The organism is Pelobacter propionicus DSM 2379, from assembly GCF_000015045.1.
GTDB lineage: Bacteria > Desulfobacterota > Desulfuromonadia > Geobacterales > Pseudopelobacteraceae > Pseudopelobacter > Pseudopelobacter propionicus.
In genome coordinates, this window is record NC_008609.1 from 3,934,596 (window position 1) to 3,952,739 (window position 18,144).

General features: G+C 53.8%; 10 protein-coding genes. 2 read left to right on the top strand and 8 right to left on the bottom strand.

Annotation, left to right across the window (positions count from 1 at the left end):
* Positions 1-9: 9 nt before the first annotated feature.
* On the bottom strand, positions 10-906 hold the full coding sequence (locus PPRO_RS17720; protein WP_011737368.1) for a winged helix-turn-helix domain-containing protein: 897 nt from the start codon (positions 904-906) through the stop codon (positions 10-12).
* A gap of 193 nt (positions 907-1,099) precedes the next feature.
* Between PPRO_RS17720 and PPRO_RS17725 the strand changes: the two genes are divergently transcribed.
* Both PPRO_RS17725 and PPRO_RS17730 read left to right on the top strand, forming a co-directional pair.
* Positions 1,100-3,304 carry a PriCT-2 domain-containing protein gene (locus PPRO_RS17725; protein ID WP_011737369.1) on the top strand — a complete coding sequence of 735 codons (2,205 nt, stop codon included), beginning with the start codon at positions 1,100-1,102 and terminating at the stop codon, positions 3,302-3,304.
* A gap of 375 nt (positions 3,305-3,679) precedes the next feature.
* The gene (locus PPRO_RS17730; protein WP_011737370.1) at positions 3,680-4,888 is read left to right on the top strand and encodes a tyrosine-type recombinase/integrase; all 1,209 of its coding nucleotides are present in this window, start codon (positions 3,680-3,682) and stop codon (positions 4,886-4,888) included.
* A gap of 888 nt (positions 4,889-5,776) precedes the next feature.
* On the opposite strand, the gene PPRO_RS17735 is transcribed toward PPRO_RS17730, so the two are convergent.
* The 7 genes from PPRO_RS17735 to PPRO_RS19855 all read right to left on the bottom strand — a co-directional run bounded on the left by PPRO_RS17735 (position 5,777) and on the right by PPRO_RS19855 (position 17,815).
* Entirely contained in the window at positions 5,777-6,730 is a 954-nt protein-coding gene (locus tag PPRO_RS17735) for a Tim44 domain-containing protein (RefSeq protein ID WP_011737371.1), read from the bottom strand.
* A 49-nt stretch (positions 6,731-6,779) separates the two neighbouring features.
* Positions 6,780-9,455: a UPF0182 family membrane protein gene (locus PPRO_RS17740; protein ID WP_041532976.1), complete on the bottom strand. Its 2,676-nt coding sequence runs from the start codon at positions 9,453-9,455 to the stop codon at positions 6,780-6,782.
* Between the two features lie 182 nt (positions 9,456-9,637).
* The gene (locus PPRO_RS17745; RefSeq protein WP_011737373.1) at positions 9,638-10,576 is read right to left on the bottom strand and encodes a TerC family protein; all 939 of its coding nucleotides are present in this window, start codon (positions 10,574-10,576) and stop codon (positions 9,638-9,640) included.
* 121 nt (positions 10,577-10,697) lie between these two features.
* Positions 10,698-11,555 (bottom strand): zinc metalloprotease HtpX, encoded by an 858-nt coding sequence (gene htpX / locus PPRO_RS17750; RefSeq protein ID WP_011737374.1) that lies wholly within the window; start codon positions 11,553-11,555, stop codon positions 10,698-10,700.
* A gap of 344 nt (positions 11,556-11,899) precedes the next feature.
* Positions 11,900-12,595: a hypothetical protein gene (locus PPRO_RS17755; RefSeq protein ID WP_198138304.1), complete on the bottom strand. Its 696-nt coding sequence runs from the start codon at positions 12,593-12,595 to the stop codon at positions 11,900-11,902.
* A gap of 77 nt (positions 12,596-12,672) precedes the next feature.
* The gene (locus PPRO_RS17760) at positions 12,673-13,638 is read right to left on the bottom strand and encodes an NAD-dependent epimerase/dehydratase family protein (RefSeq protein ID WP_011737376.1); all 966 of its coding nucleotides are present in this window, start codon (positions 13,636-13,638) and stop codon (positions 12,673-12,675) included.
* 151 nt (positions 13,639-13,789) lie between these two features.
* Entirely contained in the window at positions 13,790-17,815 is a 4,026-nt protein-coding gene (locus PPRO_RS19855) for a PAS domain S-box protein (RefSeq protein ID WP_011737377.1), read from the bottom strand.
* Between the last annotated feature and the right edge of the window lie 329 nt (positions 17,816-18,144).

Below are 18,144 nucleotides of genomic sequence, written 5' to 3' on the forward strand. Positions count from 1 at the left end.
AATTACAATTCAGTCGTTGCTCATATTACTGTCAAGACATGGCCTTTTATCATATATAACATATTTTTTTGTTTTTGGTTGACGTGTTGGGTGTAATTCTATCTTGTTTTTATTATCAAATACCCAATCTACTACTTGTTTTCCTGAGTAATATTTAAAATCATCACGTATCAGTATCACGTGCTTATTTAATCCATTTATCAGTGCCTTCAAAAATTTTATCTGCTTATCTTGTGTATATTTACCCTTAATAAACATCCAGTGCTCTTTACCTTTATTGCTAATAACGTATATCAACGATAGTTTCGGTGATCTGGAATTATTTTCAGATGTCGGTTTTTTGATAGTGTCAACTGATTTTTTGTTTATCCAGTAAATGCCAGCATTTTCTATTTTAGCGCGTTCTCCAATTTTTTCGTAATTTTCATCGAGCCATTTTTTGACATGTTTAGAGCACAGCTCTTTTGGCTGCTGATGCCGTTTCATCGATGAAAAACCCCATCGTTCAAGATATTTAGCCACACATCGTACTGATAACCTGACTCCACACTTCTGTTCAATCAATTGCATGACTGCATCCCGATTCCACAAGAATAGTTTTCGTGAGGAGCCCCTGATACCAAGTTGCCATGGTCGCTTCGTGTAGAAAATGTTGCGTAATTCGTTTTCTTGCTCCTCAGTCAATGATCGACCTGTACCTAGTTTTCTGCCCCGTTGCGCAGGTTTGAGTGCTGATTCACCCCCTGCAGTGTAATGTTTGATCGCAGCATTCACAGCAGGCCAACTCAAGCCACTGGCCTCAACTATCTTCATCACAGGGACCTTCTCTTCGTAAAGACGAATCACCTGCTGACGCCTTGCAAGCAATTCCTCTCTCGATTGTTTCCTGGCATCGATTTTTTCCATGGCAAAAAAATATTACAATTTGCGTCTAAAATCAATTATAAATCGTGCCATATAATTGTAATATAAATAATGAATATCAACCTTTTGCAGAACCCGTTACATTAAATTTATAGCACATAAAATTTGGACTCTGTAAATTATTCCGATATGTTGCGATCGTATTGCTACGAAATTATTTACAGGAGTCGAATGTATGTACACACAAGATGAACAAAGCAAGCAATCTACCTCGCTGATTGATCCCAGAGACATAGTAATTCCATCACGAAAAAGGACCCCACAAACTATGGGGGTTTCTCAAGCAGGTTCGCTAGAACCTGAAATAGTCAGTAAAGAGTGCGATTTCTCACATGTCACTAACGCCGAATTTATAGCTGCTGTTTTTCCACAACTACCCGAAGGCGCATTTGCTGCGGTCTGCTCAAAAGCGGGGGATCCAACTGAAGGTGGATGGTTCGCAAGGAAAGTTGATTCCAATATTACAGAGCTTTCAGCCAGCAACAACAATTACATATCTTGCTCAAGCTTCTATCCTGGCAATGAAGGTATCTTTAATGTCCGCAAGCCTCAGTTTGCAGCATGCCATTTTCTGATGCTCGATGATCTCGGCACAAAGGTTCCGTTGGAGAAACTCGGCGATTTTGAATTGTCCTGGCTGATCGAGACGAGCCCTAATAATTTTCAAGGCGGGATTATTCTAACTTCTCCAATTACCGAGGGTAATGTAGCTGAAGAGTTACTCAAATCTTTGATTGCAGCAGAGCTCTGCGATGCGGGTGCTTCCGGCCCACTGACTAGATGGGCACGCCTACCAAATGCAATCAATGGCAAACCCAAACACAACGATATAAACGGGGCCTCATTTTGTTGCCGATTGATTCAATGGCATGCTGAGAAGCGTTACACGGAACAAGAGATTGTGGAAGGCCTAAAATTAGAACTGAGACAAAAGAATGAGCCCAAAACGGCTATCGAACGTCAACACAACCTGGGTTTTGACAAACAAATTGACCAAGAAGCAAATGATACCTCGATTCAAAAGATAGAAGCACTGCTGAATAGAATTGATGCTGATTGTGGTTATGATGACTGGCTGCATGTGGGCATGGCTGTATTCCATGAAACGTCAGGTAGTGATGAAGGCTTGGCTCTGTTTGATCGTTGGAGCAGCAAAGGCAGCAAATACAAGGGAATCAAAGAAATCGAGTACAAGTGGCGTTCATTTCGTTTTGATGAGTCCACCCCCGTGACCATCGGCACACTGATCAAAATGGCCCGCGATGCTGGTGCTGATGGCTTTGAGCCTTGTGGATATGAGGTAATAAGCAACACCAATGAAACATCTTCAAACAGCGTAGATATAGGCAACCCGCTGGCAAAGTATTTTCTGAATAACGTTGATGAACTCGAAGAAAAGGCGGTGGAACAAGTGCCGATTTTGGGCAATATTGTGCTCTTAGGACAATCAACAGCTATTTTCGCCAAACCAAACACAGGCAAAACTCTGCTCTCTCTTTATCTTATTGTCCAAGGCATTAAGGCAGGAATGTTTGACCCGGCGAAGCTCATATATATCAATATGGACGACGACAGTAATGGCCTTGTTGTGAAGGCAAGACTCGCAGAAGAATATGGTTTCAAAATGATTGCTGATGGTCATAAGGGGTTTGAGGCGAATGTATTCCGAGAGGCCGTTATGAATATGACCACAACCGACTCAGCCCGAAACGTGATCATTGTCCTTGATACACTAAAGAGGTTCGTAGACACCATGAACAAGGGTAAAAGCGCATGTTTTACCAAATTCATCCGCCAATTCACCCTCACTGGTGGCACTGTCATAGCACTGGCCCACACCAATAAGAAACCAGGCTCCGACGGCAAACCAGTTTACTCCGGAACCGCTGACATTGTAGATGACTTTGACTGTGCATATACCCTGTTTAGCATTTCAGAGCAAACTGATGCAAACCAAAAGGTAGTTGAGTTCACCAACATTAAGCGCCGTGGAAACGTCGCCTTGTCTGCTTCCTACAGCTATTCTCAGGAGAGCAATATCTCATACTACGAACGCCTGTTGTCGGTGCAAGAGGTGGATCCAGAACAGTTGGTTCCAATCAAACACGTAACTGAATATAAGTCGGATACCGAAATGATTACAGCCATTTCAAACTGCATCACAGATGGTATCAATACCAAAATGAAGCTGGCAGAGGAATCTGCTAGGCATGCCAAAGTTAGTAAAAGAACCGCCCTTAGGATCATTGAGAAGTACACCGGAGATGATCCAACCATCCACCAATGGTCCTTTGTGGTACGCGAGCGTGGAGCCAAGGTTTTCAAGTTGCTAGAGCGCCCCACAGAGCACCCACCAGCCCCAGCCATCACCACCCCCTAGGCGGCACCCCGGTTGGGGGCCAGGTTCGCAGTTTGGCAGTTTCTCAGGCCCCGCAGGTCTGCACCTGCCGCCCCCTTACTGGCCCCCTAACGTACCCCTTTGTGTACCCCTTAGGGATTTTCTCCAAAACAGCAACTGCTTGAAAAACAAAGAAAAGACAAGGTGAAATAATGGTTGTACGCAATTTCAGTTACCATCAGATTATGCCATTAGGTCGTCAACCTGAAACTACATTCTGTGTATCCGGACCGGCCGAGGACCAGAGCACCCTTTAGATTTTGCACAAGATGTTACAAGGCAATGATCCCCGGCCTTAGTGCATCTGCTTACAAAGGGGATGCGCCAAAAAAAAATAATATCGAGAAAGGAAAACAAATGAAGCCATACAGATCAAACACCAGCAGAAAATTTCCGTTCACTAAAAAGGCCATAGAAGCACTGCCAGCACATGATCCAGCAAGTCCATCCAGGGAAATGGAGTATGCCGACATAGAATGCATTGGCCTTCACCTGAGGGTATCCAAGAATGGTCGCCGCTTTTTTCAGCACAGATACCGATACCTCGGAAGAAAGATGTGCCTGTCACTGGGAGAATTCCCTGCGGTTAGCGTACAGGATGCCCGATCGCGGGTGGCAGAACACAAGGCGCTTCTGGCAAGGGACAAAGATCCTGCAGCAGAGAGAGGAAAAGTACGTGCCGATCTGACGTTCGAAGAGTTTTCGACCCAGCACTACCTACCACACGCCAAGGCTCACAAACAGACCTGGGACGACGACAAGAACCAGATCGAGCGCCGACTGAATCCGATTCTGGGTAAACTTCGACTGCAGGCAATCACCCCCAGAGATGTGGCGATGGTTCACTCCAAAGAGAAGGAAAGAACCACTGCTTGCACAGCAAACCATCTACTGGCCACTCTGAAGAGAATGCTGAATCTTGCCGTCAAGTGGGGACTGCTGGAGAAAAATCCTGCTGGTGGTCAGGAAAAGTTCAAGGAAGGTCCACTGAGAGAGCGCTACCTGAGCAAGGAAGAATTGCCGAAATTCCTGAAGGCACTGGAAGATCAAGATGACCTTCTCTCGGTGGCTGCATTGCGAATGCTGCTGTACACAGGTTGCCGACGTGAAGAGATCATGTCTCTACGCTGGGAAAATGTACGCCTTGATGAGGAGCGTATTTTCTTACCCAAAACAAAGAATGGCCGAAGCAGGACGGTACACCTGAATGCCAGGGCAAAAGAAGTGATACAGGACCTTCAGGCACGGAAAGATCAGGAGGACCGTACTCGTGGCAGTGAATATGTATTCCCTTCACGACAAGGCACCAAGAAGGGATACATCTATGACCTGAGAAAACCTTTTGAGAAGGCATGCCTGAATGCCGGAATAGACAACTTCCGCATACATGATCTCAGACACACATTCGCCAGTATGGCAGTCAGTTCAGGTGCTGACCTCTACGCCGTACAGCGGCTATTGGGACACCAAGATATAGCCATGACCCAGAGGTACGCACATTTGAATGCTGATGATCTGAAGAAAGCTACAGAGGGTGTATCAGAAATGTTTGATCGTGCTGCCTGACATTTGAGTTCCCCCTATCCGTTGTCACTGGGTAGGGGGCTTTTTGCGTGCTAAGACTGTTGAGCGTCACACTTTCAATTTTTTCGAAGGGTTACAGGGAGGCTCTGGAGCAAGCGTAACGGAAAAGGACCGGAAGAACCGGAGTAATTTTGCCCGATCAGCCAGCATGAGCGGACCTCTCATTTTTCACAAAGCCATGCTACACAAGGAATTGTACGGATAGGGGTGGACCGGCAGTTACCGCACCGGGAGAAAAACAGCTAACTATCTGCAATTATGAGGCGACAGGAGAACCGGAGGGGTACCGGAGGACCGGACAAGTAGTGGGGACAAAACTAAAAAACCTAACCATTTTATATGGTTAGGTTTAAATTGATTGTATGAAATTACGTCTCCCGAAGCAGGTGCGCTACCAGGCTGCGCTACATCCCGAAGAACCACTTTTTTAACCGCTTCAAGGAGTTTTGTCAACAGGAAAGACGCGCGGGCGGCCTACGAAACAGGCGAAACCATGCCCTGACGGACCGTTTCCCCATGTAGTACAAGAATTTTTCGTACCACCCATGAATCCCACCACCACGCGGCACTCCCCGCGCCATCAGCCATGATCAGCAAACAGGCTCACTCCGGACCAGAGGGGGACCGGACGGACCGGAGAGCGCACCTGTCCGGGCCATGGGTGTCCTGCCCCCACCCAGCAGCACGTCACCCCCCTCATCCGCCCCTTCGGGGCACCTTCTCCCCACGGGAGAAAGGATACCAATCACACCCTCTCCCGGCGGGAGAGGGTGGCAGAAGGCCGGGTGCGGGGATAAAGGCAGCGTTTTAACTCTGTTGCATTTACCAAACCGACAGTACTGTCGTCATAATGTCTTCCGAACCATCCATCTATTGGCTGATTGCCGACAGGCGCCACGGGTTGTTGCCGACAGACCTGGTAAAGGTCCAGTACTCTTCGAACTTCACCGGCTCCGACTTGCTGCCGGACACCACCGCGCCGGTGGCGTCATCGGTCGTGTAATCGAACAGGTTCGCGTGGACCAGGGCGGTGACGTAATCCTGGCCCGATTCCTGCCACACCTCCGTGATTTCAACCTTCCTGACGGCAATGTTCTCCAGCCTGTTGACCTGTCTGTCCCGCAGTAGCCGGTCCACATCCTCCTGGAATATCCGCTTCATCTCGTCCGTCAGGAGTGAGGAAACCGGTGCAAGATCACGATTCATCCAGGCCCCCTGGATTCTGAAGAAGATATCCATCACCGCGTCGTTGAAACTGCTTTCGTCAAAAGTGGGGTCCATCTGGCGAACATGGGAGATACCGCTCTCCACATCGCTTGAAGCCGGTACTTCGGCTTGGTATCCGTAAGAAACTGGGGCTACGGCTTCACGTTGATAGCCCCCCTGCCCGGAGGGGGTTGCCAGGCTGAGTTCCCTTTTCTTCTTGATAAACCGGTAGATCAGATAGCCCAACCCGGCAAGGAGAATAATTTCAAACATACCGATACCGCCGCCTCCTAAACCGCCCATTCCGCCACCTGCTCCGGCAAAACTGCTGAACAGCATACTGCCCAGCATGCCCCCCATGATACCGCCGGCCATGCTCCTCATGAAGCCGCCACCTGCCTGCTGCTGAAATGGGCTGGGGGCAGGAGCAGCTTGTTGCTGCCGTGTCTGGTGTGGCTGGGAGTAATTCGATGCCGGTTTGGAATAGCTGCGCGATCCACGGCTTCCGGATGAGCGGCTTCCGCCAGCCCTGGCTTCGGCATTCAGCTCAAGAACCGTGACCGACAGCATCATGATGGCTGCCATTAGCGTGAAAATCCTGACGATACTTTTATTCATCTTCTCTGCTCCTTTGTGTGATGTTCGGCCCATGGACGTTGTTGTGCTGCTACCGGGCCATTTTCTTCAGAATCTGTTCCAGGCTTCTCAATTCTTCGCCATAGGCGGCCCAGTTGCCCTGACGTTGCAAAGTGATGGCCTTCTCATAAATGCTCACAGCTTCCTTGGCAAGCGTGGCAGGCGATGCTTGTGTGTCTGCCGAAACTCCGCTGGTTGCAGCAGGTGCGGCTTTTTTCCCGCCGAAAATCCTTTGCAGCGCCAGTTCCAGGTTTTCCTCCATGACCAGTTGATCTCCGAAGGCGACAATTACCCTCTTCAATTCCGGAAGGCCGGCTTTGTCTGCCGCAAGAAAGAGCGGCTGAACATAAAGCAGCGACTTTTCGATGGGTATTACCAGCAAACTGCCCCGGATGGCCTCGGAGCCGCGTTGACTCCAGAGGGTCAACTGCTGAGAAATAAAAGAATCCTGGTTGATGCGCGCATCGATCTGTTTCGGTCCGTAGATCAGGCGGTCACGCGGGAAGGTGTAGGCACGGATTTTTCCGTACTGCGGTTCATCGCAGCGGGCCGTAAGCCAGGCAGCCAGATTGTCCCGCTTTGAAGGGGTAAACGGCAGCAGCAGTATGTACTCCTCCGCTTTTTCACCCGGCAGCTTCATGATCGTATAATACGGCTCCATCGCCTTATCGCCGAGCACGGGAATCTCCCAGAGGTTTTCCTTGTTGTAGAATACCTTGGGGTCGGTCATGTGGTAGGTGGCGAACATGGCTGCCTGGATCTGCAGCAAATGGTGCGGGTAGCGAACGTGCTTGCGCAGATCGCCCGGCATTTCCGCCATTGGTTTGAAGAGTTTCGGGAAGATCCGCCCATGAACCTTGAGAATGACGTCATCCGGATCGCTGATATAGAAGTCAACAGAGCCGTCATAGGCGTCCACAACCGTCTTGACTGAATTCCGGATGTAATTGATGCCGCCTTTGAGCGGCCTTGAATAGGGGAGCCGGGTCGAATGGGTGTAGGCATCAATTATCCACTTGAGCCGTCCCTTTTGATCCACCACTAGGTAGGGATCGCTGTCAAAATGGAGGAAAGGCGCTATGGTTCTGATTCGTTCGTTAATGTTGCGGTTGTAAAGGATGCGACTCTCTTTGGTGATATCCGAGGAGAGCAGAATCTTTTCCGTTCTGAATTTTGCGGCAAAGAGCGCTTTTTTCAGGAGCGAATCCATCGGCACCCCGCCTGTGCCGGCATACGTCGTAGTGATGTTGCCGGTGGCGGTCGGGTAGCTGAACTCCGGCACGTTGGTTTTGACGATCACATACTCATTGGACAGCTCGCCGTAATAGATTTCAGGTCTGCTTACCTTGATATCGGCCAGACTGACGGCTGGAATATCCTTGACGAAAAACTCGGGTAGTCCCTCTTTGCTGATTCTGCTGACCGGACCGAACGTAATGCCATTGCCGTGGGTGAAAATCAGGCGCTCGTTGATCCAGTTCTTGCTGGGCAGATCGGCGTAGGAAAGTTCACGCGGCGACAGCATGACCTGCGAGTAGCGCCCGTTGACCATGTAGCGGTCATTATCCACATCGAAAAACTTGTAGTAGGTCCTGATCTGCTGTAGCTGGCTGTACGTCTTCAGCAGCGGGGCATGGTCCCATAGTCTGATGTTTTTGATGGTTGCATCGTTGTTGGCTATATCAGCGGCGGTAAGTTTCGTATCAACATCGAAGGGCACCGTCTCGATTTTTTCCAGATCATAGCCGAAACGGGTTGCGGTAATGTTATTCATTATGTAGGGCGTCTCAAGGGCCATCTCGTTGGGCGCGACCTTGAATTTCTGCAGAACACCCGGATAGACACGGATGCCGAGCATGTAGAGTGCGACCACAATGGCAGGCGCCAGCAGCGCCATCCGCCAGACGCCTTTCCAGATCCCGATCGCCAGCATGGCTCCCGCCAATGGTGTCAGGAACGTCAGAACTCTGTAGGTCAGCAGTCGTGAGTTGACATCCACATACCCCGCGCCATAAAAAGCACCGTTATCGGCATACAGCAGCTTGAAGCTGTCCAGATAGAAGCCCGCGGCGACGGCGCACGCAAAGATTCCCACCAGAACAGCCAGATGACGGCGAACTTTTTCATCAATAGCCACACCTCGCTCGGTCAGCAGTATGCCACCCCGAACATAATACACAGCCGTTGCCAATGCCGCCGCAGCCAGAATGATAAAGCCCGAGACCCCCTTGACCGCATCCAAAAGCGGCAGACTGAACAGGTAGAACCCCACATCCTTGCCGATGAGCGGATCCACGGTTCCAACAGTCAGGCGATTGGCGAAGAAGAGCAGATCTTTCCATTTCATGGCGCCCAGATTGCCCGCAAGAAGCGCCAGGACAAAACTGACGAGCATGCTGACCGGCTTACAAAGACGAACCGCTTGATCCCGGTTTATCCCGAGGTTGCCTGCTCCCAGGAGATGCATGCCGGACAGGGGAAACTGCGCCCTGTTCGCAACGTGAAGGTTTATCTGTACAAACAGGAACAAGAGTCCGCCGAAGAGCAAACCGGCCCCAGTCTTTGCATACAGAGTCGTGGTGAAGACCGATGAGAATCCCGTTTCGTCGAAAAACAGCCAATCGGAATACAGATTCAGGAGATACGAAATCAGTGACAAAAGTACTGAAACCAGTATCAGGAGGGGGAAAAATTTGTTCTTTAACATTGTAACCTCCAGAAGAAGGGTGCCCATGGTTGGGCTCCCCTAGGGTACTGCCGCACAGATTCAGAGATGAACGTCAGTATGGGTTGTCGTGCGTCGAGCGATCCGGTTCCGGAGGCGCCCCCAAAAAACCCGCCACAAGTATGCATGTGATTTTTTACCTGCCCCTCCTTTTTGTATGGTGGTCACACATTTGCCGGCACCCCTTCCCGCTGGCGCGGCCCGAAGAAGAGCGAAGCCAGGACGGCAACGGCCAGTGACAGGAAGATGACCGTCAGCGACACGGTGATGGGGATATGGAAGCCGCTTGCGGCCGCAATCATCTTTCCGCCCACGAAGAGCAGGATGAACGATATGCCGAATTTGAGGTAGGCGAACATTTCCATGACGTTCGCCAGCAGGAAATACAGCGCCCGCAACCCCATGATGGCGAATATGTTGGAGGTAAAGACGATGAACGGGTCGAGGGTTATGGCAAAGATGGCCGGGATGGAGTCGATGGCAAACACCAGATCGCTCCACTCGATCATGAGCAGTGTCACCAAAAGGGGGCTTGCCACCACCATCCCCCGCCGCCGGGTGATGAACCAGTCTCCCCAGGTGCGCCGGGTAACGGGCAACAGTTTACGGATTGCCCTGACCATCAGGTTCTTTTCCGGTTCCACCTTGCCCTCGCCGCCAAAAGCCATCTTGAAGGCCGTCACGACCAGCAGGGCGCCAAAAAGATAGAACAGCCAGTGGAACCGCGCCAGCAACCCGACACCGGCAAAGATGAAGATCGCCCGCATCACCAGGGCGCCGATAATCCCCCACTTGAGGATGCGTGCCTGATGGTGGCCACGCACGCCGAAGTAGGAAAAAATCATGATAAAGACGAACAGGTTATCAACCGAGAGTGACTTCTCGATGACATAGCCGCTGAAGAACTCCAGCGCCTTGGCGCTCCCCATGGTCATATAAATCCCCATGTTGAAGGCAAGGGCCAGGGCAATCCAGACCATGCTCCAGGTCAGAGCCTCGCGAAACGAAACCTCGTGGCTTTTCCGGTTGAGTCCAAGGTCAACGACAAGCATGGCGCCGAAGAGAAGAGTAAAAACGGTCCACATGATGGTGGTTTCAGTCATCGGGGATAATCCTTTTCATGGTGTCGAAGGCAGCAATCGTGGTGTGTGCTGCCGCGGCATCAGGGCGACGGCAGGGCGGCTGACCGTGCCGGTGGCGTTTTCGGCCTTGCGGAAAAACCGCTTACCGCCCTCTCGTTCCCATGCTTTCCAGCCGGGCAATGCGTTCCTCCATGGGAGGATGCGTGGAAAACAGGTTCGCCAGAGAGCGACCGCTCAGGGGATTCACGATGAACATGTGGGCGGTCGCGGGTCGGGCCTCCTGCATCGGGATCATGTGGGATGCGGTATGGAGCTTTCGCAGTGCGCCGGCCAGAGCCAGAGGATTGCCGCATATCCTGGCGCCGGTCTCGTCGGCAAGATACTCCCGGGAGCGGGAGACGGCCATCTGGATCAGCATGGCCGCAATCGGGGCGACGATGGCCATGACAAGTGAACCGATCAGGCCTCCGGAACCCTCCTCGTCATCGCCTCTCCCCGCCCCGAGCAGGGCGCCCCACTGGAGCATGTTGCCGATCATGGAAATCGCGCCGGCAAACGTGGCGGCGATGGTGCCGACCAGAATGTCACGGTTCCGGACATGGGCCAGTTCATGGGCCATGACTCCTGCCAGTTCCTCGGACGAGAGAATGCGTAAAATCCCCGCGGTGGCGGCAACGGCGGCATGCTCCGGATTCCGGCCAGTTGCGAAGGCGTTGGGGCTTTCGGATGGAATGATGTAGACCTTTGGCATGGGGAGACCGGCCTGGAGCGCCAGCCTCCGCACCATGCCGTAGAAGGCGGGGTTATCGTGCTCGCTGATCTCCTGAGCGCCGTACATCTTCAGGACTATCTTGTCGGAAAACCAGTAGGAGAAGAAGTTCATGGCAGCTGCCATGAAGAAGGCGAAAACCATACCGGTCTTGCCGCCGATGGCGCTTCCCATCAGGACCATCAGCACGGTGAGGAGAGAGAGGAGAAGGGTTGTCTTGAGTTGATTCATCGTGATTACCTCCGACGATTGGGGTATCGCCGGGGGTAATAAAAAAGACCTTTACCCCCGGCATGTGAGCCTGGATAAAGGTCTTGTTGGCACATGAATGCCCCGGTCCCGGGTCTTTCGACCGTAATGACGGAATCCGGGTCGGCCTTGTCGGTGGCCGATAACTACTCCCCTTTAGTGGAGGGGATAATAGTGTGAGCAGCGTGCGTGTGTCAATCTATTTTCCAACACGCCATGTAATCCCCCATTTTTCCCTGTCACCCTTCACCAGTTTCGCAAAAAGAGCTGCCGATGGGATAAACGAAACCGGACTGCGCGCCGGGCAGCATGAATCTGTCGTGCCATCAGCGTTCCGGGCAATAGCGTTTGGGACGGTACACCTCAAGGCGCCAAACGTTAAGCAGGTTGACAGCAGCCCGGTACCAGGTCGGAACAACCGGATAGAGCTTGACGCCATCCAGGACCTGATCTAGCAGTGATCTGTCCCGGATGCCATGGACCAGACGGATTTCCGGAGTCAGTCGAAGTTTTTCCTCATGGTGGACAAGGGCATACCACCGGTTAAGTTCAACGAACTTATCCCGATCAAGATCAGTAAAGGGGCGGCGGGTATCGAAGGTTCCATCCAGGTTGAATACGGGCTTTATGAAACTCCAGTAATCCCGAGCGTAAATCGCCACCCCATTTATCCGTCGTTTCATACCCCACTTGCGGTCCCTCACTCGGTATCCCGCTATCTTACACCCGTCGTTCCACATCGATAGAAAGAAGTCAAAGGCGTCCCTGCGCACGGGGAGGACGTCAGACTCCCACCATAGCCAGGCATCGCAGTCCATGGACTCCTCGATGTATCGCGCCACCCGGAACCATTCCAAGGCAACGCAAGCCCACCTCTTCGTGTTCGGAGGGTCTTCGTAGTGGAGGAACGAGTGATCGAAGTCTGTGGCGAGTCTGCAATCAAGGGCGCTGACAAATAGAAAATGGAAGGGGGATGACATCTCCACCAGGTCGTCCCAGCGGGAGAGCAGTTCCTGAAACATAGCGAACTCTCGTTCGTTATGGTACGCCATCACAAACAGGAGGGTTCGCTTCTGCGGAGAAGATTCAGATGAGAAGCTCATATTCCGGCTCTCACCTGTGCCTCGATCCAGCCATAGGTCGCGGCTATCCCCTGACGAAGGCTGATACTTGGGGTAAACCCGGTAACCTCGGCAAGACGTTTGTTGTCGGAGTTGCGCCCACGCACTCCCTGTGGTCCCTCAATATGTTCGATGCGGAGTTCGGCGCCCGCGACCTCGAAAATCAGCCGGGCAAGTTCGTTGATCGAAACCATCTCGTCGCGACCAAGGTTCAGTGGCTCGGTGTAGCCGGATTCCAGGATGCGCGCCAAGCCCTGGATGCAGTCATCGATAAAGCAGAATGAGCGGGTCTGTCTACCATCACCCCAGATCTGGATACTATCCCTGCCCTTGAGACATGCCTCGGCTACTTTTCGGCACAGGGCAGCCGGAGCCTTCTCCCTCCCTCCCTGCCAGGCTCCCAGTGGGCCGTAGATATTGTGAAAACGGACAATACGGGTATCAACCCCGTGTTCGAGGCGGTAATAATGGCACAGTTGCTCGGCATAGAGTTTTTCCCAGCCATACCCGTCCTGGGGCTTGGCAGGATACGCCATTGTCTCTGCCAGGGGTATCGCCGCTTCCGCCTCCTGGAGGTGTTCAGGATAAACGCAGGCTGATGATGTGTAGAGCAGGCGCCCTACCTTCGCCTTGCGGGCGGCCTCAAGGGTGTTGATGTCAATACGGGTGTTGTCCCGCATGATATCGGCGTGATTGCGGGAGATGAAACCCATCCCGCCCATGTCTGCGGCAAGCGCATACACATCGTCTACTCCCAGGAAGAGCGATTCCCATTCAGCCGTTGTTTCGCGAAGATCCTGCAACACGAACCGGCTCGCAGCACTCTTTTCGAACTCGGGGAGTTTTCGGTCCACAGCAATCACTTCGTGGCCCCGACGTACCAGATCCTTTACCAAATGGTGGCCGATAAAACCACCGGCCCCGGTGACAAGCACTTTTCTCATAACAAGAACTCCCCCCATGCCTCTCGAAACGACCAGAAGAGAACCGCAATATACTCAAAGTAGCCAGAAATTGACACCAATGCATCAGAATTCGACAGGTTCCGGGGTAATTCTATCGTCGGAATTGAAATCGACAGACCGGAATCTGCTCTCACACCTCGATCCTGAACTCGGCACCGCCGTCGATGTTGCGGGCGGTCAGCCTGCCACCCATGTTCTTCTCGATGATGGCCTTGGACATGAACAGGCCTACTCCCGTTCCCGACTGCGGCCCCTTGGTGGTGAAATAGGGATCGAAGATCTTGCCCTTGATCTCCTCGGGGATGCCGCCGGCGTTGTCCACAATCGTCACCACGGCCCTGTCGCCCTCGCCAAACATGCTGACCGTCACCCGGGGTTGATGCGTTCCCCGTTCCGCCAGAACATCCCTGGCGTTGTTCAGGATGTTGAGCAGTACCTGGGCAAACTCGTTCCGGTAGCCGAAAATACTGGAGTCTTCCACGGCATTGACCACGATGCCGATATGCTGGTTCCTGAAACTGTCTCTGACAAGCGCCAGGGTGGTATCGATCGCCTCGCGGACCCGGAAGTGCATTTTTTCCTTATCCGGCCTGAAATAGTTCCTGAAATCGTCGATGGTTTTGGACATGTGCTGGATAATATCCATCGCCTGCAGCACGTTTTCGTCCAGAAACTCTCCGGTGAGTTCGCCGTAATCATGGAAGATGGGCAACTGCTGGATAATCAGCCCGAGATTGTTGAGCGGTTGGCGCCACTGGTGGGCGATGTTGCCGATCATCTCCCCCATTGCCGCCAGGCGGCTCTGCTGAATGAGCATGCGCTCTTTTTCGCGAAGGGCTTCCACCGCCTGCAGCCGTTCGATCGTCTCCTGGCGCAGGGCCCGCTCCGCCTCCTTCCGCTCGGTGATGTCGCGAAAGTACCAGACTTTTCCGAAGTATGTTCCGTCATCTCCCAGCATGGGCGCCGAATACCTGTCAAATACCCTGCCGTCTTTCAGGAGGATCTCCTCCCAGCTCTTCTCCTCCCGGTTATCGTAGAGTTCATTCACCCTGGACAGGAATCCCTCGCTGTCGGTTACCCTCGACGCAGCCAACTCCAGAAGCGGCGCTTCGCCAGCTTTCGTCAGTGCGGGCGGGATGCCCCACAGTTCAAGGAAGCGCCGGTTACAGGATATGATCTTATGCTCTTCGTCCACGACGAGGATGCCGTCGATAAACGTCTCGTTTTGCGTCGAAAGGATCAGATTCTTGAACTCCAGCTCCTTTGTCCGTTCGGCCACCAGGTTTTCAAGCTCTTCGTTCAGCTTTTTCAGGGCATCCTCGGCCCGCTTGCGCTGGAATGCCTCCACGATGGCCGGCGCCAGACCTTCAAGGAACTCCCGTTCCTCCTGGCAATAGCCTCCATCGCGATTGCCCACCCCAATCATGCCGATGGTTTTTTCGCCGTCCTTCAGGGGAACACCGAGAAAAGACGCAAGCGGGGGATGCCCCGCGGGGAGGCCGATGCTGTCCGGGTGCGATGCAGGGTCATTGGTGAAGAACGATGCACCGTCCAGGAGCACCCTGCTGTAGATACCGTGCATAGGGAAGACAGCCGATGGCCTATGGTTACCGTCACAATCGTGCATGGAGCAGGCAGCCCATCCGGTCTCGCTGATCACGATGTCATGAAACAGACCGTCGGCGCCGATTTCACCGATGAAGCCAAAGCTGCTGGCGGTGATCTCCTCGGCAACATTCAGGCAGGCATCCGCCAGCTCCTCCTCGGTCCGGCACTGAAGCGCCTCCTTGAAGATGAAGTTTATCCCCATGAGGAGCGCGTTACGCCGGGCAATCGCCTCCCCGGCCAACTTGCGCTCGGTTATGTCGGTGATGAAGGAATAGTAGTACTGCGGGGTTCCCTCCATATCCGAGACCATGTGGACCAGCAGTTCGACGGGCACACGGCTACCGTCCTTGCGGATCAGCTCCTTCTCGTACCTGACCGGCTTTCCGGTACGCTGGAGCTCATCCAACGTCTCCTGCTCGACCTGCCGCCATTCCGGCGGCGTGAGGGTCGTGGCCCAATCGATGCACATCAGTTCTGCGACGGTATAACCGCTGAGCTGCTCAAACGCATCATTGACAAGCCCCACCCGCCCGTCAGGATAGCTCTGTACAAAGGGCTGGGCCGCATGTCGAACGATATCGGCCAGGAATTCATTTTGCTCTTGGCTCGTGCGCAGGGAATCCATCAAGGCGTCCCGCTCCGCCAGCGACCGGGCCAGCTTGATATTGCTGTAGCTGAGCTTGGAGATCAGGGCGACGAACTTGATGAAATAGTCCATGGCATGTTCCACTGAGCTCCTGCTCAGGCGCGGCACGGTTGCGAGGGCGGCCAGGTACTCCGCCTCGTCAAAACCGTAGCGCGCCGCCTGGGAGCGGAACAGCTCGTGGTCCGGCTCTTCGTCGTCAAAGAAGAATTGCCCCATGAAGAGATTGCCGAAGCACTTCCCTCCCATCACAATGGGGGTGGCGATATCCCACATGTTGTTCCTGCACTTGTACAGCCTGAGCTCGCCCTCGGAAATACCGGCAGTGAGCTGGATGTCGCTTTCAACGCAGAACATGCTGGTTTCGGGGTGCCTCCGGTGGAAGGTAGTGCAGATCGACTGCCATCCAACCCTGATCAGTATGGTGCCTTCGGAATCGATCAGCGCCATGGGAATACGGGTAAGTCCGTAAAAGGCATCCATGAGTGCCTGGATCGTCTGCGTGTCAATGATGTCAGCCAGACTCAGGCTGCCGATGTCACCCTCGGGGGCGAGAATACTCTCCAGCTTCAGCCTGACACGCTGTTCGCTTGCGCGCAGGGCATCCTCCATCCGCTTCCGTTCGGTGATGTCGTGGGCGATATGAACGGAACCGATGCGCTCTCCCTCCTCATCCAGAAGCGGCGTGGTGACAACCTGGAAATCACCGCCAAAGAGGTCGATACGCATCTCTTCCACATGTTCGCCGCCATCCCGTATGGTTCTCGAATGGGGGCAGCATTGATGGGGAACCGCTCCCCCATGAATAACCTCATAACAGGTCAGCCCGACGCACTGCTCGGGTTCGCGTCCGAGACGCCGCGCCATGGCTTCATTGACCCGCAGCACCCGGTGCTGGTTATCGATGATGGAGATCAGGGCCGGAACGCTGGCAAAGGTCCTTTCCCACTCTTCCTTGGCGCGGCGCTGCGCTTCCTCGGCCAGTTTGCGTTCGGTGATATCGATGAATGCGCCGATGGCGCCGCGCGGCCGGCCGCGGCCGTCCCGCAGCGGCACGGCATTGCCGAACATGGTACGAACGGTCCCGTCCGCGAAGACACGCTCATACTCGTAATCCCTGACCTCCTGTCCGGCTGCCGCCAACTGAACGGGCAGGAGCCGGGCCGGAATCTCCCGGCCATGTCTCATCAGGACAAAATTGGTCGGCTGTTCGAGAACAGGGGCTGATTTGGAAAAGTTGATGGTGAGGGGCAGCCCGCTCATTTCCTGGGTGACGCGACTGCCGGATATGTGACGGCACTCCGCATCGTGGGCTATCAGGACCGCCGCCGGCACCGCATCCATGAGTGCCGCCATCTCCGCCCTGCAGCGTGCCGCCTCGCCCTGGGCTGCCCGCAATGCCTGCTCGGCCTGCCCGCGTCCGGTTATGTCCGTAACCACGGCACGGCATTCCTCCCCGGATCGGCAGACAATCGCCTCGATCTGAAGAGAGAGCAGCGTATGCCCGTGCTTGCGGAATACGATCTCGCAGGTTTCCGGGGCGCCCTCCGCGAAGACCCTTTGGAGAAAGTCATGGAAAAGGGGGCGGGCTTCATCGGACAGGAACGGGTCCAGGGAGCAACCGACCAACGAGGAGCGGGAACTTCCCAGCAGTTCCGCGCAGCTGTGATTGACGGAACGGATATCCCCCTGGCGCCCCAGATACAGGTACCCCACCGGAGCGGCCTCGTAGAGGTCGCCGACCAGTTTCAGGAGGGTCTGCACCGTTTGGCTTCCGTCCTGCTGCCACGGGCGTTCATCGTCCTGCCTGAGCGGCGGGATTGGGCAGGTTTCAAGGCGCGCCAACTCTTCCATAAGGTATTCCAGCGTCGAGGAGCAGAGGGGTAGTCCGTTATCGTTTCCCATCGCGTGGTTTCCGTTTCGTACAGGCGTATGGTGGATGCTTCCCGAGGCAGCCTGACCATAAAATGCTTTAAGATAAAAACAGGCGGGGAAAAATGCAACTGATTTTTGAAACACCGTCTCGATTTGAAACAGAGGCGAAGTGGCGTGATCCTATGGGCGGACAACCGCCCCCGGAGAACGGAGATCGGAATTCCGGGAAGCTAAAGCCAAGGTGAAAGTATCGCTCAGTCACAAGCCGCAACGGTCCGCCACGCCATGGGCGGTTGGCCGCCCCGAAACCGGCCACCATGCCTGACCGGCCGGTAGCCCCCCCGTTCACCGACGGGAGG